Below are 20,612 nucleotides of genomic sequence, written 5' to 3'. Positions count from 1 at the left end.
CACGATGACGGTTTCGTTCGTCCACGACTCCCCCAACACCGACGTAGCGTCGCTCAAACGCTCCATTGCCAACAAACTGGTGTTCGCCATCGGTAAAGATCCGATTTCGGCGCAATCTAGAGACTGGCTTAACGCTTCATTTCTGGCGGTGCGCGACCGGTTAATTGAACGCTGGATGCGCACCACCCGCGCCCAGTATTCGCAAGACGTGAAGCGCGTGTATTACCTCTCCATGGAATTCCTGATCGGCCGTGCGCTCACCAACGCCCTGCTGGCACTCGGGCTGTATGACGAAGTGCGCGGCGCGCTGGATGAACTGGGCATGGATTACAACGAACTGGTTGAACTCGAACCCGATGCCGCCTTGGGCAATGGCGGTCTGGGACGGCTGGCGGCATGTTTTCTGGATTCCATGGCCACCCTGGGCTTGCCCGGCTATGGCTATGGCATCCGCTACGACTACGGTATGTTCAAACAGCGCATCATCGACGGCAACCAGGTGGAATCGCCGGACTACTGGCTGGCCAACGGTTATCCATGGGAATTCGAGCGTTTTGAAGTGCAGTATCTGGTGCGCTTCGGTGGCCACTTGCAAATGGAAGGCTCACGCACGCGCTGGATGCAGACGCAGGACGTGTTTGCCGTCGCCCATGACCAGATCATTCCCGGTTACGACACCATCGCCACCAACACGCTGCGGCTGTGGTCGGCACGCTCCTCCAACGAGATCAACTTGTCCAAGTTCAACGAGGGCGATTACTTTGCCGCCGTTGAAGAAAAGAATCTTTCTGAAAACGTCTCGCGTGTGTTGTACCCGGACGATTCGACTTATAGCGGCAAGGAACTGCGCCTGCGCCAGGAGTATTTCTTCACTTCGGCCAGTTTGCAGGACATCATTCGGCGCTACCGGCAGACGCATGAAAACTTCGCCAAGTTTGCCGAGAAAACTTCGATCCATCTGAACGACACGCATCCGGTGCTGGCTATTCCAGAACTGATGCGGCTGCTGATCGATGACTTTGACATCAAGTGGGATGAGGCTTGGGCCATCACCCAGAAAGTGTTCAGCTACACCAACCACACGCTAATGTCCGAAGCGCTGGAAACCTGGCCGGTCGAGATTCTGAATCGCGTGCTGCCGCGACACATGAAGATCATTTTCGAGATCAATGAGCGCTTCCTGGACGATACGCGCGATCACCACAAAGATGATATCGACCTGATCCGCCGCATCTCGCTGATTGATGAATCCGGCGAGCGCAGGGTGCGCATGGCCTGGCTGGCTGTGGTCGCCAGTCACAAGATCAACGGCGTGTCGCAGCTGCACTCAGACTTGATGGTGCAATCGATCTTCGCCGATTTTGCGGCGCTGTTCCCGGATCGCTTCTGCAATAAAACCAACGGCATTACTCCGCGCCGCTGGCTGGCGCAGGCCAATCCGGCGCTTTCCGGCGTTATTGATTATTACATCGGCAAAACCTGGCGCGGCAATCTGGATGAACTAGCCGAACTGAAACAGCATATCGACTTCCCGGCGTTTATCGACGCCGTGGCCGAAGCCAAGTTCGCCAACAAACAGCGGCTGACCCAGTACATTGCCCGCAAGATGGGCGGGGTGATTGATCCGCACGCCTTGTTTGACGTGCAGGTCAAACGCATCCACGAATACAAACGCCAGTTGCTTAACGTGCTGCACGTGATCACCCGTTACAACCGCATCATCAAGCATCCAGAAAAAGACTGGGTGCCGCGTGTGGTGATCTTCGCCGGCAAAGCCGCTTCGGCCTACAAGATGGCGAAGCTGATCATCAAACTGATCAACGACGTGGGCCGCAAAATCAATAACGACCCGGTCATTGGCGACAAACTCAAAGTGGTGTTTATCCCGAACTACGGGGTGAGTCTGGCGGAGTTGATTATTCCGGCGGCGGATTTGTCAGAGCAGATTTCCCTGGCAGGCACCGAAGCTTCAGGCACCGGCAATATGAAGTTTGCCCTCAATGGCGCGCTCACCATTGGCACGCTGGACGGCGCCAATGTCGAGATCAAAGAGCATGTCGGCGATGAGAACATCTTTATCTTCGGCAACACCACCGACCAGGTCGAAACCTTGCGCAAAGAGCACTACAACCCGCGCAAATTTTACGATGAAGATGCCGAATTGCATGAGGTGCTCAACCTGCTGGCATCCGGTCACTTCAGCCCGGATGACCCGGAACGCTATCGCGCCATTTTTGATGTACTGGTGAACTGGGGTGATCACTACCAGTTGCTGGCCGATTACCGCTCGTACGTGGATGCGCAAGACAAGGTGGACGCGCTCTATCGCAACAAGGCCGCCTGGACCCACAGCGCGGTGATGAATATCGCGGGCATGGGGCCGTTTTCGTCGGATCGCACCATTCGCGAATACGCCGAAGAAATCTGGAACGTGCAGCCAGTCAAACTCTAACCCGCACCGGCGCAACGCGGTCCCCGTCGGAGGCAGCCCAGGCTGCCTCCGAATTCATTCCAGCGTCAGTCAGGCATAATGCCGACTCAAACTTGTTGGATGCGCGCTGGTGTCACACTCACAGGCTAGCGCGCAATTTCGGCCACTTTCTGGAAACCCCCAATGAAAGACGATGCTCATCTGATCGAAACCGGTATTGCCAGCGAAAACGTCTTTGACGGCGCGCTGCTGCATATCACCCGCGACACCGTGCGGTTACCCGATGGCAGCGAAGCCACGCGCGAGTTCATCAAACACCCCGGCGCGGTGATGGTGATTCCGGTACTGGACGATGGCTCTTTGCTGATGGAAAGGCAGTTCCGTTATCCGTTTAATCGCGTTTTTCTGGAGTTCCCGGCAGGCAAACTGGATGCTGGCGAAGATCCGTTAGCTTGCGGCAAGCGCGAATTACTGGAAGAAACCGGCTATACCGCCAAGCACTGGAAAAAGCTGGGCGTGATCCACCCGATCATCAGTTATACATCTGAAGAAATTCATATCTTCCTGGCCGAAGGTCTGGTCGCCGGAGATGCGCAACTGGATGAAGGCGAGTTTCTGGAACTGGTCACCAAACGGCGGGAAGAACTGGTCAGCGGGATTCTGGATGGCAGCATCACCGATGGCAAAACCGTTGCTGGCGTGTTCTGGCTGGAACAACTGTTCAAGGCCTGACGCCCGCGCAGATCACCGCAGCAAAACAAAAAGGCCGGATATGTTCCGGCCTTTTTGTTGATTCGCCCCGCGAAAGTTTGCGGCGAGCTTATTGGTGTTGTTTGTGCTGAGCCTTGGCTGGCTTCGCAGTTTTGGTCGATGCCGCAGGCTTGGTCGATTTGGACTTGCTGGACGTCGACTTGCTGGACGTGGCCGGTTTTTTTGCGGCAGTGCCTTTGGTCGGCTTGGCAGCGTGCTTGCCCTGCGATTTGGACGTGTGGGTCGTGCCCGCCTTGCCAGACGACTTGCCTGTGGCTTTATTGGCTGGTTTGCCAGCGGGCTTCTTGGCCGTGGACTTACCGGATTTAGCCTTGCCCGTATGGTGCGACTTGCCCTGCTGCTTGCCCGATTGCTTGGCACCGGTCGACTTGGTGGCGTGGCCGGGTTTGGCAGCCTGATGCACTTGACCCGCTGGTGGGGCAGAGTTCGGATCATCAAACGGCAGCGGTGCATCTTCAGCAAAGGCTGTGGCCGTGACCAGTAGTGCGCTTAAACACAGCGCCAGAATTCGTTTCATACTGATTCCCAAAAAACGTTGTGCGAACACCGGACCAATGCCCGATGCAAAAATGGGTAAAACGCCTGCCTTCTAGCTAACGCGCAAACCGCAAAAAAGTTGCAGTATAGCTGCCACCTTCAGGCAACCGAAGTGCGTTTGTCCACATACCCGTTTGTCATGACCAACCCAATGCCATCCAGGCCAGCCCACGACTTGCCTCTACACGCTGCCGCGTTATGGCTTCAGCAGACGCTCGGCAATCGCTGCCAGTGCTGCCGGACGATTGGCAAAGACAGTCAACCTGCCGCGCGCGTTGTCCAGCAGCCCCAGGTCATACGGCAAGCGCCCGGCCACCAGCCACAGCTTGTGCGCGGGAAATTGCGCCAGCAGTTGCTGCTGGGCCGGTTGCAAGATGGCGTTGTAGCTCACCATGACCACCTGTGCGGCCTGCGCCGCCAGTTGCGCCACGCTGGCGATATCCGCCGCACCTGGCGCCAGTGGCAGACGAACCTCCTGTACAGTAAGCCCAGCTGCCAGCAGTGGCGCAGCTAAAGTATCAGTGCGCGGCTCCACTTCATCCATTTCCGTGCGCTCGTGCACTTCCAGCGTAATCAGCAATACCGGCTGGGCCGGATTCAGCACAGCGCACTGGCCGACTGTAGTCACCGCCCGGCGATGTACGTCCTGGGACAGCGCCAGTGCCTGCGGTTGCGCGAGTTGCGCAGTCGGGTCAACCGGCAATTGCTGCCAGTTCGTCGCGCGCGCGGCCTTCAGCGCCAGGATGCGCGCAACGGACTGATCGATCCGGCTCTCGCTGATTTCGCCTTGTTGAACGGCGGCCAGCAATGCGTCCAGAAAGCCCTCTTGCCGCGCTTGCGTGTGCGAGATCAGCAAGATATCGGCTCCGGCTTTGAATGCGGCCACCGCCCCTGCCACCGTGCCTGGGCCTTTGGCAATGGCATCCATTTCCAGGCAATCGGTAAATACCACGCCCTCAAAACCCAGTTCCTCACGCAGCAGGCCCGTCAGCACCGCGTGAGACATCGTTGCCGGCGTATTGGGGTCCGGTTCAAAGGCCGGGAACACCACGTGCGAAGTCATCACCGTATCCACACCGGCGGCGATAGCTGCCCTGAACGGTGCCAGTTCCACTGCGTCCAGCCGCGCCCTGTCATGCGGCACGCGTGGCAAGCCCAGATGCGAATCAACATCGGTATCGCCATGTCCCGGGAAATGCTTGGCCGTTGCCGCCAGCCCCGCCGCCTGCACCCCACGCAGGGCGGCCAGACTGTACGTGATGACCTGCTCGACCGTTTCACCAAACGCGCGCACGCCGATCACCGGATTGCGCGGGTTGTTGTTCACATCGACATCCGGGACGAAGTTGACCGTGAAGCCCAGTTGCCGCAATTCTTCGTTCGCGTAACGAGTGAGTGTTTCGCAATCGTCCACCGAACCAGCCGCCTGGAAAGCCAGTGCCGACGGCAACGGCGTCACGCCATTTTCAATCCGCGCCACCATGCCGCCTTCTTGATCAATACCGATCAACAGCGGGATATCACTGCGTTCAGCGTTGATCTGCTGCAAAGCGCGGTTTAACGCGGCAATCTGCGGCGGTTGATCGACATTGCGCCGGAACAGAATCACGCCGCCCACCTGGCGCTGGCGCAACAGATGTTCGATGTGGGCATTGGGTGTCAGGCCATCAAAACCCACCATCAACAACTGGCCGATTTTCTGTTCGAGTGAAAGTTGGTCAAGAGTCATCATTGGATATCTTGGGCAAACCACATGAAATGAAAAAGCCCGGATGAACCAGTTGCGGCTACCCCGGGCTTGTTAGCGCATGGCGATCAGGACGCCAGCCGCTTGAGTACTTCTTCACGCCCCAGCAGTGCCAGTACGGCATCGACCGACGGCGTATGCGTGGTGCCCAGCACCTTGGCCCGTAAAGGCATGCCCACCATTGGCATCTTCACGCCTTGGGCTTTGACAAAGTCTTTGATGAACTGGCCCAGAGTCGGTTGATCCCAGGTTTCCAGCTTGGCAGCGCTTTCAGCGAAGAAGCCCAGCCGCGCTTCGTCATCCGGTGTCAGATGTTTTTCAACGATGTCGGTCGTTGGGGTCAGCGCGCGATAGAAGTACTCCGCCTGGTCGGCCATTTCCACCAACGTTTGTGAGCGGTCTTTCAGCAACATGCACACGTCAGTCAGCGCCGGGCCAGTGCTGGCATCAATGCCTTTGTCGCTAAGGAAATCGGCCACACGCGCAGCCAGACGTGCGGGTTCCGCCACCTTGATATGCTGCGCGTTCAGCCACAGCAGCTTTTCCCGGTCGAAACGGCTCGGGCTAGGGCTGACGTCTTTCAGGTCGAACCATTCAACAAATTGCTCCATGGTGAAGAACTCGTCATCACCGTGGCCCCAGCCCAGGCGGGCCAGATAGTTCAACAGCGCTTCGGGCAGGAAACCGGCTTTGTCGTAATCCACCACGCTCACCGCGTCACGGCGTTTGGAGAGCTTCTGGCCTTGATCGTTATGGATCATCGGCAAATGGCCAAACAACGGCAGCGTTGCACCCAGAGCCTTGAAAATATTGATCTGCCGTGGCGTGTTGTTGACGTGGTCATCCCCGCGAATCACGTGGGTGATCTTCATGTCCCAGTCATCCACCACCACGCAGAAATTGTAGGTGGGCGTGCCATCCGGGCGGGCGATGATCAGGTCATCCATTTCGGTATTGCTGATCTCGATGCGGCCTTTCACCTGGTCGTCCCAAGCCACTACGCCGTCAATCGGGTTCAGAAAGCGCACCACCGGTTTAATATCAGCCGGGGCTGGCGGCAAGGTTTTGCCAGGTACCGGACGCCACCGGCGGTCATACCGCGGCTTTTCGCCACGCGCTTCTTGCTCGGCGCGCATGGCTTCGAGTTCTTCTTTGCTGCAATAGCAGTAGTACGCGGTACCGGCGGCCAGCATTTGCTGAATCACTTCCTTGTACCGGTCCATACGTTGCATCTGGTAGAACGGACCTTCGTCGTAGTCCAGACCGACCCAATGCATGCCGTCCATGATCGCCTGTACCGATTCGGGAGTGGAGCGTTCCAGATCGGTATCTTCAATACGCAGCACGAAGGTGCCAGCGTTCTTGCGGGCAAACGCCCAGGAAAACAGCGCGGTGCGCACGCCGCCGATATGCAGCAAACCGGTGGGGCTAGGGGCGAAACGGGTACGAACGGTCACGATAGGCTCTCTGTTGCGGTGTGCAATAAGAGCGCCATTGTACCGGCTGTGAGGCTGCCTCGCCAAAATCCCGGCGCTGCACGCTGGCAGGCCGGTGGCGAGAACATGAGGAACAACGTGAACAGGCGCGAACTGCGCCCGGAATCACTAGTGAAGCATTGCCAGGTGCAAGGGCTGCGCTTTGGCTGCCACGGCAGACGCGGAAACCGGTGCGGCTGGCGCGGGGCGCAGCGCACTGTTGATGGCCAGCGGCAAGTTGTGCGGGTTGCGCACTTCAATCTCGCTGGACAACACCGGCTGCGAGGCGCTCATGGGCGGCTCGAATCGCGCCAGCACGTCGTAGTACGTCCGCAGGGACTCGACAAACACCACCGGCTCGCCGCCGCGGGCAAATCCGTACTTGGTCTGGCTGAAGTACTTGGGCAGGCGCAGCAATGGCAGGATACTTTTTACATCCGCCCAGCTATCGGCGTTCTTGTTCATCTTGCGCGCCAGCTCACGCGCATCAAGCAAATGGCCCAAGCCCACGTTGTACGCGGCCAGCGCCATGAACGTGCGATCCGGTTCCGGGACACCTTGATCCAGGCCATCACGCAGCGTGGCGATATAACGCGCACCGCCCAGAATGCTCTGATACGGATTAAGACGATCCACGCCCAGCCGCTGTGCCGTATCGGTGGTCAGCATCATGATGCCGCGCACGCCAGATGGCGAAACGGCAGATGGGTCCCAATGCGATTCCTGATAAGACAAGGCGGCAACCAAGCGCCAGTCCAGACCGGTTTTCTTCTCGGCTTCGTGGAACCACTTGCTGAAGGTCGGCAAAACATCCTGGCGTTTATCCAGGAAGGCCTGCGCATCCATCTGATCGACACGATTGACGTGACCATAGTAGCGATCCATCAGCTGACGCAAAGTACCGTCGGCCTGCACCTGGCCAAAGAAATGCTGGACCATGCCCTGCAAATCTTTGTCATTGCTGCCCAAAGCCCAGGCCAGTTGCTGCGGCGTACCGATGGTGTCAGTCATGCCCACCTGCGGAAAATAATTCTGCGCCACATCAGCCGCGTGCGAATCCACCAGCGCGAAATCAAGCTCGCCGCCGGACACACTTTGAATCAGGCTTTCGTTGTCCTGGTCTTGAACGACCTGCCATGTCAGAGATGGGTGCTGGATTTTGAGTTTGTCCAGCGCCGGGACATATTGCGGCAGGGTCTTGATGGTGGCTTCCCCGTTGTACAGCTTTTGCCAGGCCGCTGCTTCGGTCATGGCTGCCGGATAAACCAGCACGGGTGAAACCGATTGATAGGAGGGTCCAAACACCAGACCGGGGTGCGAGTCGTCGGCATGCAAGCCAACGGCGATATGCGCCTCGTTGTGTTGGAGCCGTTGCAGTAGACGCGCGTAACTGCTGTCCACTACAAAGCGAATTTTCAGGCCATTGGATTGGGCAAATTTCGTTAGCAGGTCGTATTCCAAACCGGCGTAGTTGCCTTCGGCATCGATGTAGAGGGAAGTCGGGCCATTCTGGACCAGAACTACCAGCTCTTTCGAATCTTTCCATGACACAAGATGTTGATCGGAAGCTTTGTCATTCATGCCTCCACAACCCACGAGTGCCACTGCGGCCAATGAGATCAACCAGCGTTTCATGCGACTCCTAAGCGTTAAGGAACCGGCAGTCTGCCAACTTTATTGCCTCAGCGCAAACGTGAAGACTTGGCAGACCAGAGAAAACGGGCTAGAATCCGCCCTTCTTTGCGGAGAGGTGGCAGAGTGGTCGAATGTACCTGACTCGAAATCAGGCGTAGGTGCGAGCCTACCGAGGGTTCGAATCCCTCCCTCTCCGCCAAAGAACCAACAAAAGGCCCTGAAACTATTCAGGGCTTTTTTGTTTTCGCGGTTTATGCGCGTGAACTGCCAAGCCATCCGGCCTTGCTTTCAGCTTTATCACACCGGGTAACTGCGCTTACCCGTACGCAAAACCGCCGCTGCGCGTTCCTTTACCCAGGCACGCCACATCCATCAGACACACCGCGTTAATACTTGATATCGCGTTTGTCCTGGCGGCCAGTCTGCTTGGTGTCGCGTTTGTCCTGGCGGCAAGCAGAGTTGCTCTTCTCGTTTGCTTGCCGGCAGTCCACCTTGTTTGAGCGCGCATCGTGTTTGGCAGACTGGTTGGCGTTTCTGCCTTCCTGGCGCTGCTGTGATTGCTCCGTGGCAAAGCTTGCGCCAGATAGCACCAGCAACCCGGCAGCAGCCATTGCGATGCCCGCCTGGTGCCAATGTCCTTTCCTCGATTCGATCATTTTCACGCTCCTCGTTACCAGATCGGGATGGCGGTCTGAAATCACAGCGCGCCTCCCTCATATACCGATGCAGAAGCAAAACCTGATGATATTCATCCGGTTGCCTCCATGCCCATCCCTGAGAATACATCCACTTGCAAGAATCTGCTGGGGCACTTTCAATGCGAAGAAAACTTCGCACAAGCCTTAGACAGTTTTATGTCAGGCGAAGCCATGTTCGCAAGATTTAAATTACCAAAACAAAAAATTCTTTTGTTTTTCAAAGTCTTATGATTTTTTTGGTATTGGCACGAATCCTGCGTTGCTAGAGGCATGCGAGACCCTGGTTCTCGCCAACCTCAGCATGAAAGGAGCGGCAAATGCACGATATCGGAACCTCCAGGCCTGGCGGTTGGGGCCCTGGTTACAACGAGTTTGAACAGGAGCTTTCCCCCGAACTGTCCGGCGAATTCGGTCAGGAACTGGAAGGCGAGTTTGCCAATGAATTTGAGGGCGAGTTCGAGGGTGAGTTTGAGAACGAGGGCGAAGGTGAAAACGAATTCGAGAACGAATTCGAAAGCGAAGTCTCAGGCGAAATGCAGGAGATGGAACTGGCCGCAGAATTGCTCTCCGTTAACAGCGAACAGGAAATGGAACAATTCCTGGGCAGTTTGATCAAGTCGGTGGGTCGGGCAGCCAGCAATTTTGCCAAATCAGGCGCCGGTAAAGCGCTGGGCGGAATTTTGAAATCTGCCGCCAAATCTGCCCTGCCGATCGTGGGCAGCGCGTTGGGCAACATGATTATCCCGGGCGCAGGCGGCATGATAGGCGGCAAGCTGGCCAGCATGGCGGGCGGTGCGCTGGGGCTTGAACTGGAGGGCCTGAGCAACGAAGACCGTGAGTTTGAAGTGGCCCGGCGACTGGTGAAGATTGGCCAGCACGCAGCACGGCATCTGACCACCATTCCGCCGCATGTGCCCCCGGCTAAAGCTGCACGCGTTGCCTTTTTGCGCGCAGCGCGCCAAGTCGCACCAGGTTTGTTACCTGCCATGCGGGTGATTGCTCGCCAAGGTGTTGCCGCAGCGCGGCAGGCTGGATTGCCGATCTTCGGGGCCGCTATTGCCAATGCGGCTACACGCCCGGGTTATCCCCGTTATTACGGTGGCGGGCAACGTCGTTACGCCCAATCCGCTGGCGCAGGAAGCCCAGGTTACGCCGGGCCAGGCTATGCCGGGCCAGGCTATGCCGGGCCGGGTTATACCGGCCAGAGCTACTCCAGCCCTGGGTATTCCGGATCGGGCTATGCCGCGCCGGCAGTGAGCGGGGGTTATCCGGCGCCAGCCAGTGCGGGCTGCCCTTCTTGCGGTAGCGCGTTGCCACGCGGGGCGGGCATTCCCCAATCCGGCGTCTGGCGCCGCTCACGCAACGGGCGGGCGATCATCCTGATTCTGGCGCCGCAGCGACCGGTGTACTGACCAACGCAAGGCCCTTCGCGATGAATCCATGCACCCAAGCCTTGCGGTTGCTTGAACAGGAAGTGCTCGGCATTCGGGCACGTCTGGATGCGCAACTGCCCTACGCCTTGCAAATGCCAATGGTGCCAGCGGCCAATGTCAGTGACGAAGCCATGGCGGCCATTGAACAGCATATGCAGGCGGCAAGACGGCAGTTGCGCTTGCGGATCGCCCGCTTCTTGCGGCAATTGCGCCAGTTAAGCGCCACACCACAGAACGTCGCCGCCGCACAACGCCGTTATGCCTTGCTCAAGCTGTATTTTCAGGCCGCGTTAACGCACTTCGAAATCTTTGCCGAAGTGCTTACCCAACGCAGTCAGCATGGCACGGGCATCTGGTTGTCCGGTCTGGACGTGGCCGCCCAGGATGGCTTGCGCCAACCGGGCGCGGCCATCAAGGCGCCGCCGGTGATTTGTTATGTCGAGCGCGGGCATGGTGGGGCAATCCGGCGAGCGCGCACGCGCTTACCGGGGGGTGGCAACAATCCGGTGGCGGTTATCCGGATGCCACGTGAACGGATGGTCGGAACGGGCATTGCTGCTTCGTTGTTCCATGAAGTAGGGCATCAGGCTTCGGCCTTGCTGGAGCTGGCCAATACCTTCAAGCGGGCACTCCCGGCGCGGTTTGGTCATGCGCAGGCGATGCCTGTCGCCTGGCAAGCGTGGGATCGCTGGATTGGCGAGATTCTGGCCGATTTGTGGGCGGTGTCGCGAGTGGGCATTGCCGCCACCTGCGGTTTGATGAGTGTGGTCAGCCTGCCGCGGGCTTTTGTCTTGCGTATCACCCTGGACGACCCGCATCCGGCACCGTGGATCCGCGTGAAATTGTCGCTGGCCATGGGTAAGGCGCTGTATCCGCATCCGCAATGGGCGGCACTGGAAAAAGTATGGGAGCTGCAGTATCCGCGCTGGCAAATGAACGCCAGCCAACGCCAGGCATTTGAACAGCTGGACCAGTCGATCCCGCAATTTGTGGCGGTCTTGCTGGCATTGCATCCGCCAGCGCTGGCGGGCCGCAGTCTGGGCTCGGCACTGCGCTTGCCTGACCGGCATCCGCAACACCTGCTGCACATCTGGCAAAGCGTCAAATCCCGGCCGCAACAATTTCTGGCCGATACCCCGACGCTGGCTTTCGCCGTATTGGGCCAGGCGCGCTACAGCGGTTTGTTGCCAGCAGACCAGGAGTTGCAAGTGATCGCCGCGTTGCTGCAGCGCTGGGCTCTGGCGGGATACCTGCCGTGGACCGCAGGCAGCGCACAACTGAGTGTGGTGTTGAACCAGCGTCGCCCGATCCGGACGCCTCTCGCCGCTTATGCATGATTCTCTGAAGGAGAAAGGCAATGAGTACCATAACCCTTACAGGTCTGCTGCTGGACAGCCATCAGATTGACATCAACAGTTATACAGTGGCGGTACCGATATCCAGTCTGACCGGCACCATTCTGGCGTACTCCAGCTATACCAAAGACCAGACGGTGTTGCTGGACCCGGCTGGTGCGCAAACGGTCAGCGCGTCAATCACACTGAAGATTCTGCAAAAGAACATCACCAGTGATCCGACGCAGATTCTGGAAACCGCTTTTGAGCTGGGCAAGCTGATTGGCGTAACCGAAATCACCCCTCAACTGATCACGGCGGTCAATGCCTTGTTTTCCGGGAATGAGGTCACGCTCACCGGCAACGTGGCCCTGCCTGCGGCCACTACTGATATCGCGGCGGCCAGAGCATTGCCAGTGACCGGTCCAGGCTCTACTGGCGGCACTTCCGGGGCACCGCTAAGGCCGAGCAGTTTTCTGAGCCCGCTTGATCCGCTGGCCGCCAGTTCCGGGCCTGCTGACATCACCGATTACACGCCGCCGTCCATGGTCAGCCTGCAACGGACCAGCCGCCCGCTGACCGGCGATGTTGCACTGTGGCTGTTGATCAAACTCAATGCCGACATGCTCAGCTGGGATAACTACGCCCGGCAACTGGACTTGCTGTTCTTCCCGGACGGGCCGGACAGCACTACGCCAGACGCCATCGGCAGTCGTAAAGCGCCGCTTTATCACAAAGCCGCTCAATTGAGCCGTCGCCGCTTTCTCCCATTTACCGATACCGATGCCTATCGCGCCCTGAAAGTGGCAACTGAAGCGTTTGTCATCACGTGGGGCGGCGTTGCACCGCGCGGCGCCGATGCCAAAACCATTGCCACCTTGCTGGCCGACGATCCGGCCGCAGTGGCTCTAGCCAATGAGCGCCTGGGTTTGAATATCTCTACTCCTGGCGGTGCCAACGCTTTGGCTCAGCAGTACTTTGGCAAAGGCATGTCGCCCACGTTGCCATATCTGCAACGCGTGGCCATGGCCTTGCAGGGCTCGGACGCCGCAGCGGTCATTGAGGATGCGCTGGAAGCAACCACACAAGCGGTCGCCACCACGCAGATCCAGCTTAAAACCACTGGAATGACCGAGCCAGGCTTTTGCGGTGAGGGTTGCCTGTGGTTGAGTCACTGGAATGACAACATCTCCGCCAAGCTCACCCATCCGCCGCTTATTGAACTGATCTGGAGCTACTGGATGGAAGAGCTGCAGCTGGTGCAGACCATGAACGCAGTCTCAAGGCGCTTCCAGAATGTTTCGGGCGGTCCACGCGACCCGTTGGCGCAACTCGAACTGGACCCGTTGCGGCCACTGAATAATCTGATCTGGGGCTGGGTGCAAGACGAGCAACATCGCTTGCCGATTGAACGCCGTGCCGCTGAGTATTGCCATGAATACGGCCTGAAATTGTATGGCAAAGCAGTGCCGCCAGCCCAAGCTGCGGACAACCGCAGCAAGTTCCTCGAAGCTTTTCACACGTTACTGAACCTGTGCGTGCCGTTCTTCCGCCAAGCCGATGACACCACGGTTGTGCCCGATGGCTTCCCGCTGCTGAACGCCTTGCGCGAGGTACATCTGATCTTGTCCGAAGGCGCGCACAACCAGTTCCGTGATCTGCCCACCACCTCACGCGTTGAGATGATGATGCAGCAGTGGTTGCTGGCACGACCAGAGTTTCGCGAATTCCTGCCACGACGGGCGATGGTGGCCTATCCGGAACCGTGGATGCACTCGGTGGAAAGCATGCGCAAACTACAAGGCTGGGGCGATACCAATACCTACCAGTTCTGGCAACTGGCCACCATGGGTGAACAGATTGTGTCGTCGATCCGCTGGGGCGACTGGAATTCCATCAACGACCCGGTTAACGCCGCCAACTGGGCGACTTTCTTCCGCCCGGAAATCCAGACCTACATCCACTCCTATCGTGCGGTCACCGGCGTGGATGTGAGCGCGGAACCGGTCGACGTACAGGTGCCTGGCATGCACTTGTTGCGCCGCTTGCGTGAACGCAAAGGAATGAAGGTCGCATAACGGGGGCGCCATGATCGACTTTGCCACGGCGCTGTATCTGGGGCTGCAACATCCAGCAACGCAGTTGGGGTTTTACCCGGCGCTAACCACCGGTGCCCCGGCTTCGCTGGCGACTGCGCCACTGGCCACCCTGCTGGCGGCGCAGGCCGCCGAGTTGCAGGGATGCGAAGCCGGCATGGTGGCGCCTTCCACCCTGCATCTGGCCATTGATGTGTTTGATCGTCTGGGTCGCACGCATGCGCTGATCGCCGACGAGGCACTGTATCCGGTCATGCGTTGGGGGCTGGAGCGCGTAATGGGCATGGGCGTGCAGGTGACGTGGTTCCGCCATGGTGATCTGGCCGATCTGACACTGCAGATCAAGCAACGTTGGGGTGGACGCCCGCCTGCCGTGATCACCGATGCAACGCGACGCGAAGGCGCACCGGTACCGCTGGCGCGTTACCTGAAACTGGTGCAACGGTATGGAGGTTTGATTGTGGTTGATCATAGCCAGATGCTTGGATTGATGGGCGAACACCCGTCCGCACCGCAGCCGTGGGGCCAGGGCGGCGGCGGCGCCTTGCGCTACGCCGCACTTGGCCGGACACAACCGGTGTTGTTGCTGGCATCGTGGGCCAAGGCATTTGGTGCGCCCCTGGCCACCTTGTGCGGGCCGCTGAATCTGGTCCGCGATGTAGCACGTGACGGCCCCACCCAGACCCATTGCAGCAGCGCCAGCGAAACCGCATTGCGGGCCGGGTTGAACGCGCTGACACTCAACCAGCGCGACGGCGCGCGACGGCGGCTGCAACTATTGCAATTGTTGCAACATCTGCATCTCGGATTGCGTCGGCTGGCCCGTGGCAAGCTACCTGATCTGCAAACGTCCCGCCGCAATCACCCCTTGCAGCATTTGTGTCTGGCGACCGCAGAACGTACGCAAGCCTTGCATACCGGTTTGCGCGCCAGTGGTTTTCGCACGGCCTTATTGCGGCAGCGCGAGGGACGTTACGCGCTGGCGGTGATCTTGCGCGCCAATCATCGCCAAGCCGATATCGATGCCTTGTTATTGGCGATGGCTACACTGGCCCCGCAGTTGCCCAAACCCGCGGCAGAACCGGCCAGAACCCGCCTCACGGAGGACCGCCAGCATGTTTAAAACTGCCGATGGAGAAACGCTGGAACTTGCACCGTGGCGCATGCGGCGCTTGCTGCGGCTGATTGCCGACGCGCGCAGCTACCCCGCCGGAACCCCGCCACAAATGCTGATCCAGGATTTGCGGCTCATCATCAGCCGCGCGCGCCGCGTCAGCAGCCAGCCGCGCGTCGGCACCGCCAAGTATCAAAGCACCGGCGCGTGCTGCCGGGCTTGTTTGCTGGCCCGACAACAGAAAAGCAGCGGCGTGCTGGAATTGGTTGGTTTGAGTATCGTGCCGCAGGTAATGAGAGGCTTGTTGAATGAAAGCCGCCAACTGGAACTGGAGTTTGAATCCAGCCCCAAATCGGCCAATCTCGTTTTGCGCTGGCAATACTGGAACAGCCTGACCGATGCCATGAATGGCTCGCGCGGCGCGGGTATCTACATGCTAATGCGGGGCTCCTTACCCGTTTACGTCGGCATGTCGCAAAACCTGCCGCAACGGCTACGTCAGCATTTGTGGTGCGCTGTACGCCATCGCGATGGCGGATTAAGTGCCTGGTCGGCCAGCGTCGAGCGCCCGCAAGACTTGGCGGCAGTTGAACACGCGCTGGTACGCGCACTCGGCCCACGGGTGTCGAATGATCGTTTGCAAGGCACACTGAGAGTTGGTCCTGGCGGTTTGACGATTCGTAACTTGCTCCCGGGCGGGTTGACTTCGGCCAGAGCACCAGGCAACCAGCTCCTCTTGCTACCGGGCGCCGAATTCGAGTTAGCAGCATGATTATCGATTTTCACTGCCATGCGGGCCAGGGCGATGGCATGACCGGCCCGTGGGATACCACCGCCCCGCTAGCCGATTACGCCCGCCGTGCGACTGAAGCTGGCATAGGCCGCACCGTGCTGCTGCCGGTATTCCAGTCTGACTACGCGCAAGGCAACCGTGACGTTGCCGCGCTGGTCCGCGCCGAACCGCAGCGCTGGATTGGCTTTGCCATGATCCACGGCCAGCGCGACCGGGAACGTGTGCACCGCATGATCGAAGAAGCGGTGCTCCAACTGGGCTTGCGCGGCATCAAGGTGCATCGGCACGACGCACGCATCAACCGGCAGATTTGCGACGCCGCCCGCCGCTGGCAATTACCGGTGCTGTATGACCCGGGTGGCGATACTGGCCCGCTGGATTTGCTGGCACAAACCCATCCTGATGTGGCCTTTGTCTTTGCACATTTAGGCAGCTTTGCCGATGACTGGGCCGCGCAACGCCGGGTGATTGATCTGATCGTGCGGCATCCGAACTTGTTTGCCGACACGGCTGGCGTGCGCCGGTTTGACCTGCTGGAAGAAGCTTTTGTCCGTGCCGGGCCAGGCAAATTGTTGTTTGGATCAGATGGGCCGTGGCTGCATCCAGGACTGGAGCTAGCCAAGATTCGTGCCTTGCGCCCTTCCTCCGCCGCCTTTGCCAGCATGACCAGCGGCAATGCCCTGCGCTTGTTACGGCGCGCAGGTCGCTCCACTACGGGCGTTCCGGATGCGCGGCGCTTACGTTCTCATCACCCGCTATCCGGTTGACGCCCTTGTCGTCGCAATTGCAGCGCACGTGGCGTGACCCCAAGCAATTCTGCAGCGCGGGTGGTTGAACCGGCGCGGCGTACCGCCACCTGAACCGCTACGGACTCGGCCAGTTGCCCAATGCCTTTCAAGCCCAAGCCTGCGTCCAGTGCCCCTTCCACCGCCTCAGCCAGCGCCTGCTCCCAACTGCCGTTGGTGCCAGCAAACACCATGTCCGCAACCAGGCCTATTCCCTGCAATCCGCCGGTACTCAATACATGAAAACCTTGCTGCCGATCCGCCATGCGCAGCACCACATTGCGCAATTCGCGCACGTTGCCAGGGTAATCGGCGCGGACCAGTTGCTGCATGACCTCGGGCATGACCTGCGGGATGGCCTGACCGCTTTCGGCCAGAAAGTGCCGGACCAATAGCGGGATGTCTTCGCGACGTTCCGCCAGACAGGGAGCGCGCACAGTCCATTGCGTGATGCGGAAATACAAATCGGCTCGAAATCGTCCGGCGACGACTTCAGCCTCAAGATCGCGGTTGGTGGCGCAGGTCAGCCGAAAATCGGATTGACGCCAGTTGTCCTCACCTACCCGCTTGTAGGTGTGTTCCTGAATCACCCGCAACAAGCGCGCTTGCAGCGGTAACTCCAGCTCGCCGACTTCATCCAGAAACAAGGTGCCCCCGTCGGCCAACGCCACCGCACCATCACGCGCGGTGAGCGCATGCGTAAATGCGCCCTTGGCATGGCCAAACAGTTCGCTGCCCGATAGCTCCGGACTGAGCGTTGTACAATCCACCACTACAAACGGTCCGCGCCGCCGTTTCGGGTCCAGATCGTGCACCAGCCGTGCCAGCAGTTCTTTGCCGCAGCCACTTTCGCCCAGCAGCAGACAGGCACCGTGACCAAAGCGGCCCACTTCTGCCACCATGCGCAGCGTTTGCCGCCAGATGGCAGAACAGCCCACGGCGCGTTCGTGCAGCCAGTCCGAGGCCAGAACGGCTTCCATTTCTGCCAGGCGCGCCAGGCGTAAAGCCAGTTCGGTGAGTAGTGTGTCCTGGTCGTCAGCAGAGACCAGATCACAGATGGCGACGGGCCACCAGTCTTGCGGCTGGCAATAACAGCGGGTGCCGCGAGTGCAGCCAATAATAAAAGCATCGGGAAGGGGTTGATGGCGTAACCAGCGTTCAGCCGCTGCGCTGACGCGTTTTTCTTCGGCCAGGATCACTACTGCCAGCAAGCCATCTCCGTCGCCGGACAAATCCAGACTCTCCGGCAAGCCATGCTGGCGCAGCGACTGTCCAAGCCGCCGCGCGTCCTCCTGATCGAGAACGACGCGCATCCCTCAACCTCGCACAAATCGACAACTTTCCGGGTCGAGTATTATTTAGCTTGAAATCAGAAAACGCCGCGGCAGCCCGGATCACCGACTTCTTTCATAGAGCAGGCTACGGTCGGTCAGGGCTGAATAAGATAGACGGATATCGCGTTTGAATACCCAATCACAGCCCTTTCAGGCCATGACGCGGGCAGAGAGAAAGGCAACGGACCAAGGTGCGTTGCCCGGCCTTCACAGCGGGATACTTTCCTGACTGGCCATCTGCGCAATGGCCTGAGTGAGGACTTCATCCGCCGGGTGCGCCTCCCATCTAGCTTGCTCCAGCGTGCCCACCGGCACCACACCAATCAGACTGTTGCACAGCCAGACCCGCTCAGCCGCCAGCAAGCGTGGCAGCGCAATCCGTTCCTGCGCCGAGGACCAGCCCAGCGCTTGCGCGGCCTCCAGTGCGACCTGACGCATCACCCCCGCCACACCACCGCTCTCCAGCAATGGGGTCACCAGTCGCCCTGCTTCGAGCATCAGCAGATTGGTCATGGTGCCTTCCAGCACGCAACCATCCCGATCCAGCAACAAGCCCTCAAAAATGTCCGGGTCTTGCCACTCGGCTCGTGCAAGAACATTCTCCAGCCGATTCAAATGCTTGATACCGGCAAGGCGCGGTTGCCAGCCTGCAGGTGTTTCGCAAAGCCGGACCGTGGCGCCAGACTCACCAAAGCGCCTTGGCACTGGTGGGGGAGTACATTGCACCAGGCGATTGGGAGCCAAATCAGCGGGGTAGGCATAACCACGCGGCGTTTCGCCACGAGTGAGGATCAGCTTGAAAGTCGCCTCAGTCACGTCGCAGGCACGAATATCCGCTAACCAGAGTTCGTCATCCGGGGCGGGGATATCCAGCGCATGGGCATCGGCGCGCAGCTTTGTCAGATGGCGCCCCAGAAAGGGAATTACGCCATCTTTCAGAAACAGCGTTCTGAATACGCCGTCGCCAAACTGAAAAGCCCGATCCGCCACATTCAGCCGCTCGGCGGGGACACCGTTAATCAGTCTCATCGTCATGCTGGCTCCCGGTTGTTTCGCTGGCTGATTGCTCGGGTGGCAAACGTGCCACTACCGAAATAGTGCGGGTTATTGATCGAGCCCCAGCGCCCGCAACAAGCCGCGCGCTTTATGGCGGGTTTCCTGCAGCTCACGCTCGGGCTCTGAATCCGCCACGATACCCGCGCCAGCCCGAAAATACAGATTGTCGTCATGCATTAAAAAGGTCCGGATCAGGATATTCAAATCCATGCTGCCATCATTGCTGATATAGCCGAGGCTACCGGTATAAGCGTGACGTGGCCGCTGTTCAAGCTCACGAATAATCTGCATACAGCGCACTTTGGGGCAGCCGGTGATGGTGCCGCCGGGAAACAACGCCCGCAGCACTTGCGCGGGATTCACGCCATCTTGTAATTCCCCACGCACGTTGGATTCAATGTGATGCACGTAGGCATAACTGGCGACAGCCATCAATTCATCGACCTGCACCGTGCCTGGCTTGGCAATGCGCCCCAGATCGTTGCGCTCCAGGTCCACCAGCATGATGTGTTCGGCCCGCTCTTTGACAGTCGCCAGCAGTTGTTCTTTCAGACGCGCATCTTCTTGCGGATCGGTTGAGCGTGGATGGGTACCGGCAATGGGCCGGGTTTCTACAATCTGCTCGCGTACTTTGACCAGCCGTTCCGGCGACGAACTGATGATGTCGTAATCACCCAGATGGCAAATCGCTGAAAACGGTGCCGGGTTGGCGCGACGCAATTGGGCGTAGACATCGCTGGCCGAGCCACTGGCCAGCGTGATATCCCAGGCGCGGGACAAGTTGACCTGAAACACGTCGCCTTCGTATACGTAACGCTTGCTGGCCAGCACGCCATCCAGAAACGCTTGCGGATCATCTTCGGCTACGCTTGCCACGGCAACCGGCTTCGTAGCGTAGCCAGGTAAAGTGGCAATCTGCCGTTCCAGTTCATCGATCAGTTCGACCGACTCGGCCACCAACAGCCATCGTTGCTCGTCGCGGTGATGCAAGACGGCGGCGGGACAACGCCACAGTGCAGCCACGGGCACATCGGCGGTATCACGCGTGGGCACGGTTGGTTCGAACTGATGCAGCAATTCGTACGCCGCATACACGCCCCAGCCGCCGATAAAAGGCAGCGCGGCAACGTCCGGCAGATTGCATGGCAATGCCGCCAGATCATCCAGAAACTGGGCAGCATCCGCCTGCCGGTACATACGCGATGTCTGCGGTAACGCCAGCAAGACATCCCAACCCGTTGCGCCGCTTGATTGCAGCAACATAGGAAAGCTGGCTGGCGCGGCGGCATGCCACTGAGCCAGATCAACCGGCTGCAACAAAGGGCGGATATGGAATACGGGAGAAGTCATGACGGCATTTTATCAGGCAGAAC

The 20,612-nt window shown here is 59.1% G+C and carries 16 protein-coding genes and 1 tRNA gene; 9 read left to right on the top strand and 8 right to left on the bottom strand.

The features are described 5' to 3' along the window. Window positions 1–4: 4 nt before the first annotated feature. Together glgP and N7220_RS15070 are read left to right on the top strand one after the other, a co-directional pair. Entirely contained in the window at window positions 5–2,452 is a 2,448-nt protein-coding gene (gene glgP / locus N7220_RS15075; protein ID WP_283148342.1) for a glycogen/starch/alpha-glucan family phosphorylase, read from the top strand. Window positions 2,453–2,614: 162 nt separating this feature from the next. After that, window positions 2,615–3,163: an NUDIX domain-containing protein gene (locus tag N7220_RS15070; RefSeq protein WP_283148341.1), complete on the top strand. Its 549-nt coding sequence runs from the start codon at window positions 2,615–2,617 to the stop codon at window positions 3,161–3,163. An 88-nt stretch (window positions 3,164–3,251) separates the two neighbouring features. Here N7220_RS15070 and N7220_RS15065 read toward each other — a convergent pair whose 3' ends face one another. From N7220_RS15065 to mltF, 4 genes are all read right to left on the bottom strand, one after another. After that, the gene (locus tag N7220_RS15065; RefSeq protein ID WP_283148340.1) at window positions 3,252–3,719 is read right to left on the bottom strand and encodes a hypothetical protein; all 468 of its coding nucleotides are present in this window, start codon (window positions 3,717–3,719) and stop codon (window positions 3,252–3,254) included. Between the two features lie 216 nt (window positions 3,720–3,935). Further along, on the bottom strand, window positions 3,936–5,471 hold the full coding sequence (nagZ, locus tag N7220_RS15060; protein ID WP_283148339.1) for a beta-N-acetylhexosaminidase: 1,536 nt from the start codon (window positions 5,469–5,471) through the stop codon (window positions 3,936–3,938). A gap of 83 nt (window positions 5,472–5,554) precedes the next feature. Continuing rightward, the gene (gene gltX / locus N7220_RS15055) at window positions 5,555–6,943 is read right to left on the bottom strand and encodes a glutamate--tRNA ligase (protein WP_283148338.1); all 1,389 of its coding nucleotides are present in this window, start codon (window positions 6,941–6,943) and stop codon (window positions 5,555–5,557) included. A gap of 147 nt (window positions 6,944–7,090) precedes the next feature. Further along, window positions 7,091–8,596 carry a membrane-bound lytic murein transglycosylase MltF gene (gene mltF / locus N7220_RS15050; RefSeq protein WP_283148337.1) on the bottom strand — a complete coding sequence of 502 codons (1,506 nt, stop codon included), beginning with the start codon at window positions 8,594–8,596 and terminating at the stop codon, window positions 7,091–7,093. Window positions 8,597–8,705: 109 nt separating this feature from the next. On the opposite strand from mltF, the gene N7220_RS15045 reads away from it, so the two are divergent. After that, a tRNA-Ser gene (locus N7220_RS15045) sits at window positions 8,706–8,795 on the top strand. Between the two features lie 187 nt (window positions 8,796–8,982). On the opposite strand, the gene N7220_RS15040 is transcribed toward N7220_RS15045, so the two are convergent. Continuing rightward, on the bottom strand, window positions 8,983–9,252 hold the full coding sequence (locus tag N7220_RS15040; protein WP_283148336.1) for a hypothetical protein: 270 nt from the start codon (window positions 9,250–9,252) through the stop codon (window positions 8,983–8,985). A gap of 359 nt (window positions 9,253–9,611) precedes the next feature. On the opposite strand from N7220_RS15040, the gene N7220_RS15035 reads away from it, so the two are divergent. The 6 genes from N7220_RS15035 to N7220_RS15010 are packed head-to-tail and all read left to right on the top strand — an operon-like array spanning window position 9,612 to window position 16,831. Then, a complete protein-coding gene (locus tag N7220_RS15035) occupies window positions 9,612–10,706 on the top strand; it encodes a hypothetical protein (protein ID WP_283148335.1) in 1,095 nt (364 codons plus the stop codon). A 20-nt stretch (window positions 10,707–10,726) separates the two neighbouring features. Beyond that, a complete protein-coding gene (locus tag N7220_RS15030; RefSeq protein ID WP_283148334.1) occupies window positions 10,727–12,064 on the top strand; it encodes a hypothetical protein in 1,338 nt (445 codons plus the stop codon). Between the two features lie 20 nt (window positions 12,065–12,084). Further along, window positions 12,085–14,139 carry a hypothetical protein gene (locus N7220_RS15025; RefSeq protein ID WP_283148333.1) on the top strand — a complete coding sequence of 685 codons (2,055 nt, stop codon included), beginning with the start codon at window positions 12,085–12,087 and terminating at the stop codon, window positions 14,137–14,139. Window positions 14,140–14,149: 10 nt separating this feature from the next. Continuing rightward, entirely contained in the window at window positions 14,150–15,280 is a 1,131-nt protein-coding gene (locus tag N7220_RS15020) for an aminotransferase class I/II-fold pyridoxal phosphate-dependent enzyme (RefSeq protein WP_283148332.1), read from the top strand. Continuing rightward, window positions 15,273–16,043 carry a GIY-YIG nuclease family protein gene (locus N7220_RS15015; protein ID WP_283148331.1) on the top strand — a complete coding sequence of 257 codons (771 nt, stop codon included), beginning with the start codon at window positions 15,273–15,275 and terminating at the stop codon, window positions 16,041–16,043. The genes N7220_RS15020 and N7220_RS15015 overlap by 8 nt, the downstream gene beginning before the upstream one ends. Next, window positions 16,040–16,831, top strand: coding sequence for an amidohydrolase family protein (locus tag N7220_RS15010; RefSeq protein ID WP_283148330.1), 792 nt, complete (start codon window positions 16,040–16,042; stop codon window positions 16,829–16,831). Before N7220_RS15015 ends, N7220_RS15010 begins: the two co-directional genes overlap by 4 nt. On the opposite strand, the gene N7220_RS15005 is transcribed toward N7220_RS15010, so the two are convergent. The 3 genes from N7220_RS15005 to N7220_RS14995 form a co-directional block, all read right to left on the bottom strand. Then, window positions 16,813–18,162, bottom strand: a complete 1,350-nt coding sequence (locus tag N7220_RS15005) for a sigma 54-interacting transcriptional regulator (protein WP_283148329.1) — start codon at window positions 18,160–18,162, stop codon at window positions 16,813–16,815. The two genes, N7220_RS15010 and N7220_RS15005, sit on opposite strands and share 19 nt — an antisense overlap. A gap of 228 nt (window positions 18,163–18,390) precedes the next feature. After that, entirely contained in the window at window positions 18,391–19,218 is an 828-nt protein-coding gene (gene pabC, locus N7220_RS15000) for an aminodeoxychorismate lyase (RefSeq protein WP_283148328.1), read from the bottom strand. A gap of 69 nt (window positions 19,219–19,287) precedes the next feature. Next, the gene (locus tag N7220_RS14995; protein ID WP_283148327.1) at window positions 19,288–20,589 is read right to left on the bottom strand and encodes an aminodeoxychorismate synthase component I; all 1,302 of its coding nucleotides are present in this window, start codon (window positions 20,587–20,589) and stop codon (window positions 19,288–19,290) included. Between the last annotated feature and the right edge of the window lie 23 nt (window positions 20,590–20,612).

It is taken from the genome of Silvimonas soli (genome assembly GCF_030035605.1).
Classification (GTDB): domain Bacteria; phylum Pseudomonadota; class Gammaproteobacteria; order Burkholderiales; family Chitinibacteraceae; genus Silvimonas; species Silvimonas soli.
This window is presented reverse-complemented; position numbering and strand designations above follow the sequence as displayed.